This window comes from Haemophilus sp. 27098_8_127 (assembly GCF_041433495.1).
Taxonomy (GTDB): Bacteria; Pseudomonadota; Gammaproteobacteria; order Enterobacterales; family Pasteurellaceae; genus Haemophilus_D.
In genome coordinates this window covers 1-14,939 of record NZ_JAPWBP010000004.1, presented here as the reverse complement: position 1 = coordinate 14,939, position 14,939 = coordinate 1, and the positions used below count along the sequence as shown (strand labels likewise).

Genomic DNA, 14,939 nt, shown 5'->3' with positions numbered 1-14,939 from the left:
TTATTTCTCTTGAATCTCGTTACGGCGCAGATCTTCTGCTTGTTGTTCCTGCATTCGTTGACGGAAACGTCCAGCCGCAAAGTGGTAAAAAGGTTTTGGACTAAATTGGCGCGAAATTATGGAGGCAATGATACTGGAAATCAAGAGCCAAATCAGCACAGGTTGAGCCCCCGTCATTTCCATCACTACTACGCTTGCTGTTACAGGGGATTGTGTTCCACCGGCTAAAAAGGCCGCCATACATAAAATGACGAGGAAACGTTGATCAACCATGCCATTGCTGATTTCCCATAACATGGTGCCGATACCTGCACCGGTAGTGAGGGATGGCGTAAAGATTCCGCCCGCGATACCATTCCAATACGTCGTAACTGTTGCGAAGAGTTTTAGTATCCCCACTTCAGGCGAAACAAGTTGTCCTTCCAATGCTCTTGCGACCACATTATAACCTGTTCCATAAGTTTGCCCTTCGCTGTAGGTTCCCATCGCGGCAAGTACTAAACCGAGTAATAAGGCAACGTAAATGGGATGTTTGCGGATCCAATCACGCCATTTGAGTGGAGACAGTCCTGCTAATCCTTTTGCAAGGAGTCGCCCAAATATACCGCCTAGTACACCACAGACGACACCACAAATGGCAAGCCAAAGATATAAATAAGGAATAGTGGTCGCGCCTTTATAGGCTGGAAAGTAAGGGCTATTGCCTTGAATCGCTACCAAAATAAAACCCGCTGCTAATACCCCAAGTAATACGCGGCGTTCCCAGCGTAACATCACGCCTCGACCCAATTCTTCAATGGCAAAAATCACCCCAGCCAAAGGGGCATTAAATGCGGCAGCAAGACCACCTGCCGCACCGGTTGCGACGAGTTCATTCGTACTTAATCCACGGAAAGCAAAGTTATATTTACGACAGAAATTTCCCCAACTCAGCATAACAGCAGCACCGACTTGAACAGAAGGACCTTCACGCCCAACAGACGCACCGATAACCATTGCAAAAAAAGTAAGCGGAATTTTCCAAATGGTTTGGCGAAATTTAACCAGTTTCGTTTTATAGCCATTGTAAGGAAGATTAATGGAGGCAATCACTTGTGGAATACCGCTACCACCAACATAAGGCGTGTATTTAGCGGTAAACCAGGTGAGAAAAGCAAGACCAAGCGGTAAAACAATCCAAACAGCGAGAGGGTATTTGGCAGACCAATAGGCATTAAATTCAAGTCCGATATCGGCTAGCTTGGCAAATCCAAAGGAAAAAAGGGCAACAAATGTCGCACCAATCAGTAAACATACGAATTCGAGTGTTTTATGAGAGATACGATGCGTTTGTCGAAGTTTTTTGTGATAGAAATAACGTAAATGAAAAATGAATGAACGTAACATAATGATTGCCAACAAAATAATTCTGCTTGAAATTATAAAACCCTGGCTTCAGGCAGGCAATTGATTTGGAAAAGAGAGGTAAAACTAAATGAATTAAATATCTTGAAGATAATGTATGAAATGTAAAGATGGGATGGAATAAATTATTTTAAAATCATATAATTGTAGAAGATCTCTTAAGCTAAGTCAGAATTCACTACACTTAGATCAATAATTATAAGGATTCTATTATGAAAAAAATACTATTTATCTCTATGTTTAGCTGTTTCCTAACTTGTACTGAAGTACAAGCATCTATAGCAAATTCCACCAGTTCGAGTAGTCAATTTAATCAAATTTCGACTAATTTAAGTAATGAAGAATTTGGCAAACATATTCTCAAAAAAGTTTATCCGAGAGCTGTATACGATAAATGGAGTAAATCTTGGGAAGATGATAGTTTTTTTATTGATTATGATTTAAAAGATATTCAAACCAGTGAAGGAGAAAAGCGTTATTTTGCACTGAATTATGGAACTGCAGGGTATAATGAGGAACTGTATTTATACATTTTCAAAAAGTCATTAGATAAATGGGTTTTAGAAAATCAGGAATATATAAATTCAGAAAACTTTGATCAACAACCATTATTTAAAAATAAAAATATAGAGTTTCTTGGTAAGGCAGCGGTCGTTAAGCTAGGAAAGGATACACTGGGTTTTCAATTAAACAGCCGTGATGGTGGGAGTGGCGGTGAGAAAGGTGATATTAGTTGGGTTTATCTAGTAGATAATAAAATGAAAATGGTGGCTGGGTGTCATTATGAAGAGTGGCGTTTTGGGCCTCTTGGTGTTGAATGCGAGCCTAAAATCAATTCAAGCCTAAAGCCAACAGAGGCATTTTATCCGATTGAATTGAATTATAAGCTTGTGAAATATCAGCTTAATGATAAGGCTCAGAGTGGGTCAGAAGAATGGGATATAAAGAGCATAGGTAACAAGAAAGGTAAGGTAGTAATTTTATTTAATCCACAAACTCAAACTTATGAACTACCAGTTGGTTTTGAAAAAATTAGTACGGATGCGAATAAACTATGGGAATACTTTAGTAGCTCAGCGGCATCTAAAAAATAAGTAAATAGTAACCAATTAATAGATTTGGCAGATTTTCTAGTTATTGATGAAAATGATAAGCCACCACCAAAAGTAAAGATCATTTATGAAAAGAAGGAAAGTCTTTTTCTAGACTGTCAGTTATAGGGGATGGGTGTCAAGTACAAAGAATGCGATACTTGACATTCCCAAGGGAACTCTTTAGAATTTAGCGTCTATTTCTTCTGTCTATTGGATGGAGAGATAGATTTTGTAACAAACATTCTATTATGAATAACATTTAAACTGGAGCTTTTTTAATGGCAACTATCAACCAGCTAGTACGCAAACCGCGTGTGAAAAAGGTTGTAAAAAGTAACGTTCCTGCATTAGAGGCTTGCCCGCAGAAACGTGGTGTGTGCACTCGTGTATACACAACTACACCTAAAAAACCGAACTCAGCATTACGTAAAGTATGTCGTATTCGTTTAACTAATGGCTTTGAAGTAACTTCTTACATCGGCGGCGAAGGTCACAACCTTCAAGAGCACAGTGTTGTGCTTATCCGTGGTGGTCGTGTTAAAGACTTACCAGGTGTTCGTTACCACACTGTACGCGGCGCATTAGACTGTGCAGGCGTTAAAGATCGTAAACAAGGTCGTTCTAAATACGGCGTTAAACGTCCTAAAGCTTAATGGAACTCCGTTAAGTAAGGCCAAACGTCTAAATTAGTAAAAATTTAAATCAGAAACTCCAGTATCACATTAGCTCACTTTAAAGTGCGGTTAATTTTTATAGAGTTTTGGATATCCTGAAGATTAAATATACGGAGAAATTCGCAATGCCACGTCGTCGTAGTGTTGAACCACGCAAGATTCTTCCAGATCCGAAGTTCGGTTCAGAGTTACTTGCAAAATTTATTAATGTATTAATGGTAGACGGTAAAAAATCCGTTGCTGAAACCATCGTTTACGGTGCGTTAGACAAACTTGCAGAACGCACAGGTAAAGAACCTTTAGAAGCATTTGAAATTGCACTTGAAAACGTTCGCCCAACCGTTGAGGTTAAATCTCGTCGTGTTGGTGGTTCTACTTACCAAGTGCCAGTTGAAGTACGTCCAGTTCGTCGTAACGCATTAGGTATGCGTTGGATCGTTGAAGCTGCACGTAAACGCGGTGATAAATCAATGGCTTTACGTCTTGCAAATGAATTATCTGATGCATCAGATAACAAAGGTGCAGCTGTGAAAAAACGTGAAGACGTTCACCGTATGGCTGAAGCTAATAAAGCATTTGCTCACTTCCGTTGGTAATACGCTTTTAAAATTTAAGGGCTTCATCCTCGATGAAGCCTTACCCTTATATAAACAGATATTAAACTTAACAAGGTTATAATAATGGCTCGTACAACCCCTATTGAAAGATATCGTAATATCGGTATTAGTGCGCACATTGATGCTGGTAAAACTACTACCACTGAACGTATCTTATTCTACACTGGTGTAAGTCACAAAATTGGTGAAGTACACGATGGTGCAGCAACAATGGACTGGATGGAACAAGAACAAGAGCGTGGTATTACCATTACCTCTGCAGCAACTACCGCATTCTGGTCTGGTATGTCACAACAGTTCCCACAACACCGTATCAACGTTATCGATACTCCGGGACACGTAGACTTTACTGTTGAAGTAGAACGTTCTATGCGTGTTCTTGATGGTGCGGTAATGGTTTACTGTGCGGTTGGTGGTGTTCAACCTCAGTCTGAAACTGTATGGCGTCAAGCTAACAAATATCAAGTTCCACGTATTGCGTTCGTAAACAAAATGGACCGTACTGGTGCTAACTTCTTACGTGTTGTTGAACAACTTAAAACTCGTTTAGGTGCGAATGCTGTTCCTCTTCAACTTCCAATCGGTGCAGAAGAAAGTTTCACTGGTGTTGTTGATTTGATCAAAATGAAAGCGATCAACTGGAACGAAGCTGACCAAGGTATGACCTTCACTTATGAAGATATTCCAGCAGATATGCAAGCAGCGTGTGAAGAATGGCGTCAAAACCTTGTTGATGCAGCAGCTGAAGCAACTGAAGAATTAATGGAAAAATATCTTGGTGGTGAAGAGTTAAGCGAAGAAGAAATCAAAGCAGGTCTTCGTCAACGCGTATTAGCAAACGAAATCATCTTGGTAACTTGTGGTTCTGCATTCAAAAACAAAGGTGTTCAAGCAATGCTTGATGCAGTTGTTGAATACTTACCAGCACCAACTGATATTCCAGCAATCAAAGGTATCAACCCAGATGAAACTGAAGGTGAACGTCACGCAAGCGATGATGAGCCGTTCTCTTCATTAGCATTCAAAATTGCAACTGACCCATTCGTAGGTAACTTAACCTTCTTCCGTGTGTACTCAGGTGTAATTAACTCTGGTGATACAGTATTAAACTCTGTACGTCAAAAACGTGAACGTTTTGGTCGTATCGTACAGATGCACGCTAACAAACGTGAAGAAATCAAAGAAGTTCGTGCGGGCGATATCGCTGCAGCAATCGGCTTAAAAGATGTAACTACGGGTGATACATTATGTGCTATCGATGCACCAATCATCCTTGAGCGTATGGAATTCCCAGAGCCGGTAATCTCTGTAGCAGTAGAACCTAAAACTAAAGCTGACCAAGAAAAAATGGGTCTTGCATTAGGTCGTCTTGCTCAAGAAGACCCTTCATTCCGTGTTCACACTGATGAAGAATCTGGCGAAACCATTATTTCTGGTATGGGTGAGTTACACTTAGACATCATCGTTGACCGTATGAAACGTGAGTTCAAAGTGGAAGCTAATATCGGTAAACCACAAGTATCTTACCGTGAAACTATCCGCACTCGTGTTAACGATGTGGAAGGTAAACACGCAAAACAATCTGGTGGTCGCGGTCAATATGGTCATGTTGTAATTGACTTATACCCATTAGATCCAGAAGGTCCTGGTTACGAATTTGTAAACGAAATCAAAGGTGGTGTAATCCCTGGTGAATACATTCCTGCAGTTGATAAAGGTATCCAAGAACAGCTTAAATCTGGTCCATTAGCGGGTTATCCGGTAGTAGATATTGGTGTACGTTTACACTTCGGTTCATACCATGATGTTGACTCATCAGAATTAGCGTTTAAATTAGCGGCTTCTCTAGCATTTAAAGCAGCGTTCGCTAAAGCAAACCCAGTTCTACTTGAGCCAATCATGAAAGTTGAAGTAGAAACTCCACCTGAATATGTGGGTGATGTAATCGGTGACTTAAGCCGTCGTCGTGCTATGGTTAACGGTCAAGAAGCGAACGAATTCGTTGTTAAAATTGATGCAGAAGTTCCACTTTCTGAAATGTTCGGTTATGCAACAGACTTACGTTCACAAACTCAAGGTCGTGCATCATACTCAATGGAACCGTTAAAATATGCTGAAGCGCCAACAAGTGTTGCTGCTGCAGTAATTGAAGCGCGTAAAAAATAATTTTTTGTAACAATCCGCTCTATAAGTCGAATGGCTTATAGAGCATTTTCTAGGAAACTAAACAAATGTCTAAAGAAAAATTTGAACGTACAAAACCGCACGTAAACGTGGGTACAATCGGCCACGTTGACCACGGTAAAACAACTTTAACAGCAGCAATCACAACCGTATTAGCAAAACACTACGGTGGTGCAGCTCGTGCATTCGACCAAATCGATAACGCGCCAGAAGAAAAAGCGCGTGGTATCACCATCAACACCTCACACGTTGAATACGATACTCCAACTCGTCACTACGCACACGTTGACTGCCCAGGACACGCGGACTATGTTAAAAACATGATTACCGGTGCGGCGCAAATGGACGGTGCTATCTTAGTAGTAGCAGCAACAGATGGTCCTATGCCACAAACTCGTGAGCACATCTTATTAGGTCGCCAAGTAGGTGTACCTTACATCATCGTATTCTTAAACAAATGCGACATGGTAGATGACGAAGAGTTATTAGAATTAGTAGAAATGGAAGTTCGTGAACTTCTTTCTCAATATGATTTCCCAGGTGACGATACACCAATCGTACGTGGTTCTGCATTACAAGCATTAAACGGCGTTGCAGAATGGGAAGAAAAAATTCTTGAGTTAGCAAACCACTTAGATACTTACATTCCTGAACCAGAGCGTGCGATTGACCAACCGTTCCTTCTTCCAATCGAAGACGTATTCTCAATTTCAGGTCGTGGTACAGTAGTAACAGGTCGTGTTGAGCGTGGTATCATCCGTACTGGTGATGAAGTTGAAATCGTTGGTATCAAACCAACAGCGAAAACAACAGTAACTGGTGTTGAAATGTTCCGTAAATTACTTGACGAAGGTCGTGCAGGTGAAAACATCGGTGCATTATTACGTGGTACAAAACGTGAAGAAATCGAACGTGGTCAAGTATTAGCGAAACCAGGTTCAATCACTCCACACACTGATTTCGAATCAGAAGTTTACGTATTATCAAAAGATGAAGGTGGTCGTCACACTCCATTCTTCAAAGGTTACCGTCCACAATTCTATTTCCGTACAACTGACGTAACTGGTACAATCGAATTACCAGAAGGCGTGGAAATGGTAATGCCTGGTGATAACATCAAAATGACAGTAAGCTTAATCCACCCAATCGCGATGGACCAAGGTTTACGTTTCGCAATCCGTGAAGGTGGCCGTACAGTAGGTGCTGGCGTTGTTGCGAAAATCATCAAATAATTGATGTATTAACTGTAACAAGTTAGATTAAGAAGGCGTATCGAAAGATACGCCTTTTTATTTGCCTAAAATTCAGTGAAATTATAATGAAAGTTCAAATTAAACATGTGAATGTTAGAGAGAGAGAAATATTCTTTGGAAGAAAAGAGTGGCGGAAGGTCATGGGAGTTGAACCCACCCGGGAACGCTGGCGTCCCCAACAGGATTTGAAGTCCTGCCACCTCACCGGAGATGACGACCTTCCGTTATTGAAATTGCGGTTACTTTAGCGTAAATTAGTTCGCAATTCAACGCCATTTTGAAATAGGAATTAAAAATGACCGCACTTTTTCAACAACTTCCTTCGGTAGATAAATTTTTAAAAACACCAGAAGGTGAAATGCTTTTAACTGAATTTGGTCATTCAGCTGTCGTGCGTGAATTGCGCCAATTATTGTCTGAAGGGCGCGAGTTTATTAAACAGCATCAAAATTTACCGCACTTTTTTGCCGATCACCTAAGTACATTGCATTATTTACAAGAACGATTGACTCAACAAAATCATGTACAAATTAAATCAGTTCATAATTTAACGGGCACGGTATTACATACAAATTTAGGGCGAGCATTATGGGCTGAAAGTGCACAACAAGCGGCACTTCATGCGATGAAAGGTAATGTTGCACTGGAATATGATTTGGAAGAAGGCAAACGTAGTCATCGGGATAATTATATTAGTGAACTACTTGCACAACTCACAGGTGCAGAAGCAGCATGTATTGTGAATAATAATGCGGCAGCCGTACTCTTGATGTTAGCAACCTTTGCAAAAGATAAAGAAGTGATTATTTCTCGCGGGGAATTAATTGAAATTGGCGGAGCATTTCGCATTCCAGACATTATGGCTCAAGCAAGCTGTAAACTTGTTGAGGTTGGGACAACCAACCGCACACATTTAAAAGATTATCGTCAAGCAATCAACGAAAACACCGCTTTCTTAATGAAGGTACATTGCAGTAATTATCATATTAGTGGATTTACCGCTTCGGTTTCAGAACAAGAGTTGGTTGAGCTAGGACGAGAATTTGATATTCCAGTGATTACGGATCTGGGGAGTGGGGCATTGATTGATTTAAGCCAATATCATTTACCGAATGAGCCAACGGTACAAGAAAAAGTCGGACAGGGCGTAAACTTAGTGTCATTCTCCGGCGATAAATTATTGGGTGGAACACAAGCAGGTATTATCGTCGGTAAAAAAGAGTGGATTGCTCAGTTACAAGCTCACCCATTAAAGCGCGTATTGCGTTGCGATAAAGTGATTTTAGCCGGGCTTGAGGCAACATTACGCCTTTATCTCCAACCTGAAAAACTTACTGATACATTGCCAACTTTGCATTTGCTCACCCAGTCAATAGATGTATTAAAAGAAAAAGCCGAACAACTTAAAGCCTGTTTAGCAAATCGTTTAAAAGATTACAACGTTGAAATTGAAGAAAGCTTTGCTCAGATTGGGAGTGGCTCTCAACCGATGGCGACGATTCCTTCTATTGCGGTAACGATAGCTGAAAAAACAGAGGCAAAATTGACCGCACTTTTAACAATATTCAAAGCGTTAGAACAACCAATTATCGCTCGTGTTGAGAAAGGAAAGATTTGGTTAGATTTACGTAGCGTGGCTGACTTTAAGGCATTATTAGATACGGTGGAAAAATTATGATCATAGTAACATCAGGGCACGTCGATCATGGTAAAACAGCCCTTTTAAAAGCACTGACAGGTACGAATACCGCCCATTTGCCGGAAGAAAAAAAACGTGGCATGACCATTGATTTAGGCTATGCCTATTTGCCTTTAAAAGAGAAAGTGCTTGGGTTTATTGATGTACCTGGCCATGAAAAGTTTCTCGCCAACATGTTGGCCGGGCTTGGTGGTGTGCATTATGCCATGCTTATTGTTGCAGCCGATGAAGGGATTGCCGCACAAACTAAAGAACACTTAGCGATTTTGCATCAGCTTCAATTTACTGAAATCATGGTAGTGATTACCAAGGCTGACCGAGCAACAAATGAGCAAATCGAGGCACTAAAAACACAAATTCAGACAGATTATCCATTCTTAGCTGAATCTCATTATTTTATTACATCGGCACAAACAGGCTTAGGAATTGATGCGTTACGTGATTATTTAGCCAATTTACTGGAATTAGCCGAAATAAATAAACCGTTTCGTTATGCTATCGACCGTGTCTTTAGTGTGAAAGGGGCTGGGACAGTAGTAACAGGCACAGCATTTGCAGGCTCAGTATCTATTGATGATGAACTTTTCCTTTCAACAGGACAAAAGGTTCGTGTTAAAAATATCCATGCTCAAAATACACCGAGTGAGAAAGGCTTGGCTGGTCAACGCTTAGCGCTCAATTTAAACGCTGATTTAGATCGTATTCCAATGCAGCGTGGCGATTGGTTGCTAGCCTCAGAACCACTTGATCCAACTGATCGTATTACCATTGAAATTATGCCTGAAGTGAATTTGAAAGATAGTCAGCCTGTGCACATTTATCATGCTGCAAGTCGCACAACAGGTAAGCTTACCTTGCTTGAAAGCAAAAATGCAATGAAAAATGACCGCACTTTGGCGGAAGTTATTTTAGAACAACCATTATTTTTGGCTTTCGGGGATAAATTAATTTTACGTAGTGGTGATGCAAAAGTATTAATTGGTGGCGCCAAGGTACTCGAAATTCATTCACCAAAACGTTATAAGCGTACAGAGGCTCGTTTAGCGTTCTTGGCTAAACTTAATCAGGCTCAAACCGCCACACAACGCATCGGATTAACCCTACAAAAAGAGGCGGTTTCAGCTCAAGCGCTAATGTGGAGTGAGCAGCTAACTGAAAATCAACTGGCAGAAGCGTTGGCTGAAAACGGTGATATTCGTTTCCAAAATTGGTGTTTTAATCGTGATTATCAACGTGAAAAAACGCAGCAAATTTTGACCGCACTTGCTACCTATCATGAGCAACATAATGATCAGCTTGGTTTGAGTAAAGCCCGTTTATACCGTATTGCGACTTTAAACCAACCAGAAAATCTGATTTATCATTTTATTGAAGAAATGCTTGATGAAGGCCAATTGCAGCAAACTCGTGGTTGGTTACATTTGCCTTCACACAAAATCCAATTTTCAGCTGAAGAGCAAACATTATGGAAAGCGGTGTTAGCAGAATTTGAAAAGGCGCATGGACAAGCCATTTGGGTGCGTGATATGGCAACGGCATTGGCGCAAGATGAAAGTGTAATGCGTAATTTTATGTATAAAGCGGGTAAGTTAGGCTATCTCACGCCAATCGTAAAAGATCGTTTTTTCCTGACAGAGAGCATTTATGCTTATGCTCGCTTAATTAAGGAAATGGCAGGCGAAGAAGGTAAAGTTGCCGTAAATGAATTACGTGATAAGCTTAATTTTGGTCGAAAACTGACAGTGCAACTGATGGAATATTTTGATCGTACCGGCTTTTTACGCCGCAAAGGCAATGATCATATTCTACGTGATAAAGACACATTTGATTTATAGGTAATACATGAAAAAGACATTCATTTCAGCCTTAATTTTAACCGCACTTTTTACGGTAACAGGTTGCGAAGATAAAGAAGCGAAAGCAACGATTGAGCAACAAACACAGACAATTGCGCAACTGACGGCAGAAAATACGCAATTAAAAGCTGAAAAAGAGAAGGCTGAGAAGGTTATTCCGGCAATTATTGCTCAAGATGATGTGATTTTTGATAAAGAGGAAACCATCAAATACCCTAAATCGGCCAAAGAAGATGAATATGTCCCTACTGAAGGTAAACTTCATTACAGTATTTCTACACTAAAAACGAATATTGAGTGGTTAGATACACTACTTTTAGCGCAAATTTCAAAAAATGCTGATGGTAAACCAAGAAGCCGCGAGCAGCTTATTGAGGATTACCAAAAAGCATATGATGAAGCTAAAAAAGAAATGTTGGAATCTCCAATAATGGGGATTGATGAAACCTTAGATTTAGCATTTAGTCACCAAAGAGGTAAGCTTGCTGTATTTTTAATAAATTATTACAGCTACAGTGGTGGCGCTCATGGAGTTGGTGGCTACCATTATCTTAATGTTGATTTAGAAACGAAAAAACTACTTTCATTTGATGATGTTTTTAAACCAAACCAGCAAGCTAAATTAAAAGAGTTGTTTTGGGAACGTTACACTCGATATGGCGAGGTAAAAGATGAGGAAGCATTTACATCAAAAGATGCTTTTGAGGTGACCGATAATTTCTATTTAGATCATGATGGAATTCATTTTGTATATAACGTGTATGAAATTGCGTCTTATGCAGAAGGACCACAGGAGCTGGTGATTGAGTGGTGGAATGCCTCTGCGTTATTGAAGCCTGAATTTCTTCAGAAACAGTATTACCCTGTTTCGAGTAATACGGCAGAATAACAAAAGTGCGGTCAGTATTGACCGCATTTTTATTGACCTTTTTTCACCCAGTATTTGAAAGGTGTGTCTTGGGTTTCACTCGCTAAAAGGGTATGTTCCATAAATTGGCAGAAGCTGGGAATATCGCGAGTCGTGGCAGGATCGTCCGCTAAAATAAGCAATACTTCACCTTCATTCATGTGGCGAATGTTTTTTCTCACGAGCATCACAGGTTCAGGACAACGTAAACCAACGGTATCAAGGGTTTTATCGACAGTAATTTCAGTCATGGTTTTTTATTAATTTTATTGAAATTGAGCTACATCATACAATAATTATGGGGAAATTTCGATAAATCCGCTATCAATGATAAACTACGCAACAAATTTACTTGAATAATGATTCCATGGCTGAATACCTTATCCCCAAAAGTGCGGTCGTTTTTGAAGAAGAAATTAAGAAAAGTCGATTTATCACGTATTTGCAACATACGGAAGGACTTGAACAAGCCAAAGCTTTTTGGGCAGAAATTAAAGCGCAGCACCCTAATGCCCGCCATCATTGTTGGGCAACAGTGGCAGGCAAGCCAACGGATTCTCAACAATTAGGCTTTTCCGATGACGGTGAACCAGCTGGCACGGCAGGGAAACCGATGCTATCGGCTTTGCAAGGTAGCCAAGTTGGTGAAATCAGTGCCGTTGTTGTTCGTTATTATGGCGGCATTTTATTAGGCACTGGCGGTTTAGTTCGTGCTTATGGAAATGGTGTTCAGCAAGCTTTAAAATTATTAGAAACTGAACGAAAAGTAGAACGTCAGTTATTCCAAGTTCATTGTGATTATGCACAATTAAATTGGATCCAAATTTTATGCGAACAACATCAAATTGAAATTTATCAGCAAGATTTTCAAGTGCAGATTACATTGCAGTTAGGCATTAGTGAAGATCAAATTAAACCTTTTGAACAAGCATTAATTGAGCGTTCGGCAGGAACGTTGAAATTAGAAGAAATGAATTAAGCGAGATATTGTGCATATTTTATCCATTATTCGGATTATCGGCATTTTAATTATGTGCTTTTCCGGCACGATGCTGATTCCAGCCTTTGTGGCGCTTATTTATGGCGATGGCGGCGGTAAAGCCTTTATGCAAGCTTTTGCATTGAGCTTAACCGTGGGCATGTTGCTTTGGTGGCCTTGTCATCACCACAAACAAGAATTGCGATCTCGTGATGGTTTCTTAATTGTGGTGGCATTTTGGTTCGTTTTGGGCGGTTTAGCAACCTTGCCATTGCTATTATTTGATTCACCTCATTTAACAGTGGCTTCCGCCGTGTTTGAGGCGTTTTCCGGGCTAACAACCACGGGTGCCACCGTCATGACAGGATTAGATAATTTACCGAAAGCCATTCTGTTTTATCGTCAATTCCTACAATGGTTAGGCGGGATGGGGATCATCGTACTTGCGATTGCGATTATTCCTTTATTAGGTATTGGCGGAATGCAGTTATACCGTGCAGAAATGTCAGGTCCAATGAAAGATCAGAAAATTCAACCTCGGATAGCAGAAACGGCAAAAGCACTGTGGTTTGTTTATTTCTTTCTAACCATGTCTTGTGCTTTGGCTTATTGGCTAGCGGGCATGACACCGTTCGATGCGATTACGCATAGTTTTTCAACAGTATCTATTGGTGGTTTTTCTACTCATGATGCCAGTATCGGCTATTTTAATAGTTCGGCGATTAATTTTATCACCGTCATTTTCCTGTGGATTTCGGCTTGTAACTTCGCATTGCACTTCAGAGCATTTTCGACCTTAGGACGAGAAAATATTTTGAAGATTTATACAAAAGATCCAGAATTCCGCTTCTTTATGAGTATTCAAATTTTGCTTATCGTGGTTTGTACATTGGTGATGATAAGCCATCAATATTTTGATTCCTCATGGCAAGATTTTGAGCAAGTCGTATTCCAAGCTGTATCGATTTCAACCACAACAGGCTACTCCACATCGAATTTTGCTGAGTGGCCTTCTTTTGTGCCGATGCTATTAATTATTGCTTCTTTTATTGGGGGCTGTGCAGGCTCAGTCGGTGGCGGTTTGCGTGTTGCGCGGATTTTAGTGCTATATCTTCAAGGTGCAAGAGAACTGAAACGATTTGTACACCCAAATTTAGTGTATCCAATTAAATGGGGTCAAAATGTCCTTGATGAACGTGTGATTGGAAGTATTTGGGCCTTTTTCTCTGCGTATCTATTGGTATTCACTATTTGTTTATTAAGTGTGATTGCCTGTGGTGTCGAACCTTTTGATGCATTTAATGCAGTGTTGGCAAGTATTAATAACCTTGGACCAGGATTAGGTTCAGTAAGCAGTAATATGACGGCGATGCCAGATAGTGCTAAATGGATACTCACCATTGCGATGGTATGCGGTCGTTTAGAAATTTTCACATTATTGGCGCTCTTCACACCAGCGTTTTGGAAGGCATAATGAAAACATTAATTTTATATTCAAGCCGTGATGGACAAACTAAAAAGATTGCTGAATTTATGGCTCAGTATCTTGAAGGAGAAGTGGTGGTTTCACCGTTAATGGAGGAACAGGATCTTCAAGTTTTTGATCATGTGATTATTGGGGCATCTGTTCGTTATGGTCACTTTAATAAACAGGTATATCGTTTTGTAGAACGCCATCACGAATTGTTGAATGCAAAAAGTGCGGTCTTTTTTGGTGTAGGTTTAACCGCGAGAAAAGAAGGAAAAGATACGCCAGAGGGAAATGTTTATGTTCGTAAGTTCCTTCAACGCATAAAATGGACTCCGGCAAAAGTAGGCGTGTTTGCAGGTGCGTTGCTATATCCTCGTTATAAATGGATTGATCGTGTCATGATCCAATTAATTATGAAAATTACAGGTGGTGAAACAGATTCGACCAAAGAAATTGAATATACCGATTGGGGAAAAGTAAAGGCATTTGCAGAAAGTCTGAATTCGTAGAATAAAACACCATAAAAATAGTGTTTTTTTAGACGATTTGATTAAAAGATCTTCAACTAATAAAAAATTTACATTTTTTTACAAAAAGATCTTGCAAAGGCATCTGAAATGCCTATAATACGCCCCACACAACGACGCGCTGTTGTGAATCTTAAGAAAAACCAGTGCGTCGTTCTTTTTTGCTCTTTAACAATATATCAGACAATCTGTGTGGGCACTTGTTGATTGACTTGTTTTAAAAATATTTTTTAATTTTGAAGTCTTAATAGGTGCTAACTAGAAATTCATAATA

At 40.0% G+C, this 14,939-nt stretch carries 13 protein-coding genes and 1 tRNA gene; 11 read left to right on the top strand and 3 right to left on the bottom strand.

The window, feature by feature from the left end:
• Positions 1 to 1,386 carry a chloride channel protein gene (locus O3746_RS05875; RefSeq protein ID WP_197560889.1) on the bottom strand — a complete coding sequence of 462 codons (1,386 nt, stop codon included), beginning with the start codon at positions 1,384 to 1,386 and terminating at the stop codon, positions 1 to 3.
• 230 nt (positions 1,387 to 1,616) lie between these two features.
• On the opposite strand from O3746_RS05875, the gene O3746_RS05870 reads away from it, so the two are divergent.
• The 5 genes from O3746_RS05870 (at position 1,617) to tuf (ending at position 7,205) form a co-directional block, all read left to right on the top strand.
• A complete protein-coding gene (locus O3746_RS05870) occupies positions 1,617 to 2,498 on the top strand; it encodes a hypothetical protein (RefSeq protein ID WP_197560890.1) in 882 nt (293 codons plus the stop codon).
• A 278-nt stretch (positions 2,499 to 2,776) separates the two neighbouring features.
• The gene (gene rpsL, locus O3746_RS05865; RefSeq protein WP_005543325.1) at positions 2,777 to 3,151 is read left to right on the top strand and encodes a 30S ribosomal protein S12; all 375 of its coding nucleotides are present in this window, start codon (positions 2,777 to 2,779) and stop codon (positions 3,149 to 3,151) included.
• Positions 3,152 to 3,297: 146 nt separating this feature from the next.
• Positions 3,298 to 3,768: a 30S ribosomal protein S7 gene (rpsG, locus tag O3746_RS05860; RefSeq protein ID WP_005699184.1), complete on the top strand. Its 471-nt coding sequence runs from the start codon at positions 3,298 to 3,300 to the stop codon at positions 3,766 to 3,768.
• Between the two features lie 84 nt (positions 3,769 to 3,852).
• A complete protein-coding gene (gene fusA / locus O3746_RS05855) occupies positions 3,853 to 5,955 on the top strand; it encodes an elongation factor G (RefSeq protein WP_014064361.1) in 2,103 nt (700 codons plus the stop codon).
• 65 nt (positions 5,956 to 6,020) lie between these two features.
• Positions 6,021 to 7,205, top strand: a complete 1,185-nt coding sequence (gene tuf, locus O3746_RS05850) for an elongation factor Tu (RefSeq protein ID WP_005635637.1) — start codon at positions 6,021 to 6,023, stop codon at positions 7,203 to 7,205.
• 149 nt (positions 7,206 to 7,354) lie between these two features.
• Here tuf and O3746_RS05845 read toward each other — a convergent pair.
• Positions 7,355 to 7,449: transfer RNA gene (locus O3746_RS05845), tRNA-Sec, on the bottom strand.
• A gap of 72 nt (positions 7,450 to 7,521) precedes the next feature.
• Between O3746_RS05845 and selA the strand changes: the two genes are divergently transcribed.
• The 3 genes from selA to O3746_RS05830 are packed head-to-tail and all read left to right on the top strand — an operon-like array spanning position 7,522 to position 11,670.
• On the top strand, positions 7,522 to 8,904 hold the full coding sequence (gene selA / locus O3746_RS05840) for an L-seryl-tRNA(Sec) selenium transferase (RefSeq protein WP_371448088.1): 1,383 nt from the start codon (positions 7,522 to 7,524) through the stop codon (positions 8,902 to 8,904).
• The gene (selB, locus tag O3746_RS05835) at positions 8,901 to 10,760 is read left to right on the top strand and encodes a selenocysteine-specific translation elongation factor (RefSeq protein ID WP_371448086.1); all 1,860 of its coding nucleotides are present in this window, start codon (positions 8,901 to 8,903) and stop codon (positions 10,758 to 10,760) included. Before selA ends, selB begins: the two co-directional genes overlap by 4 nt.
• Before the next feature lie 7 nt (positions 10,761 to 10,767).
• On the top strand, positions 10,768 to 11,670 hold the full coding sequence (locus tag O3746_RS05830) for an RsiV family protein (protein ID WP_295674546.1): 903 nt from the start codon (positions 10,768 to 10,770) through the stop codon (positions 11,668 to 11,670).
• A gap of 29 nt (positions 11,671 to 11,699) precedes the next feature.
• On the opposite strand, the gene tusA is transcribed toward O3746_RS05830, so the two are convergent.
• On the bottom strand, positions 11,700 to 11,939 hold the full coding sequence (gene tusA / locus O3746_RS05825) for a sulfurtransferase TusA (protein ID WP_005697464.1): 240 nt from the start codon (positions 11,937 to 11,939) through the stop codon (positions 11,700 to 11,702).
• A gap of 116 nt (positions 11,940 to 12,055) precedes the next feature.
• On the opposite strand from tusA, the gene O3746_RS05820 reads away from it, so the two are divergent.
• From O3746_RS05820 to hemG, 3 genes are read left to right on the top strand one after another with little or no spacing between them, the layout of a single operon-like run.
• Entirely contained in the window at positions 12,056 to 12,667 is a 612-nt protein-coding gene (locus O3746_RS05820; RefSeq protein WP_197542520.1) for a YigZ family protein, read from the top strand.
• 10 nt (positions 12,668 to 12,677) lie between these two features.
• Entirely contained in the window at positions 12,678 to 14,141 is a 1,464-nt protein-coding gene (locus O3746_RS05815) for a TrkH family potassium uptake protein (RefSeq protein ID WP_295674543.1), read from the top strand.
• Positions 14,141 to 14,647, top strand: coding sequence for a menaquinone-dependent protoporphyrinogen IX dehydrogenase (hemG, locus tag O3746_RS05810; protein ID WP_295674542.1), 507 nt, complete (start codon positions 14,141 to 14,143; stop codon positions 14,645 to 14,647). The genes O3746_RS05815 and hemG overlap by 1 nt, the downstream gene beginning before the upstream one ends.
• The last annotated feature ends 292 nt before the right edge of the window (positions 14,648 to 14,939 follow it).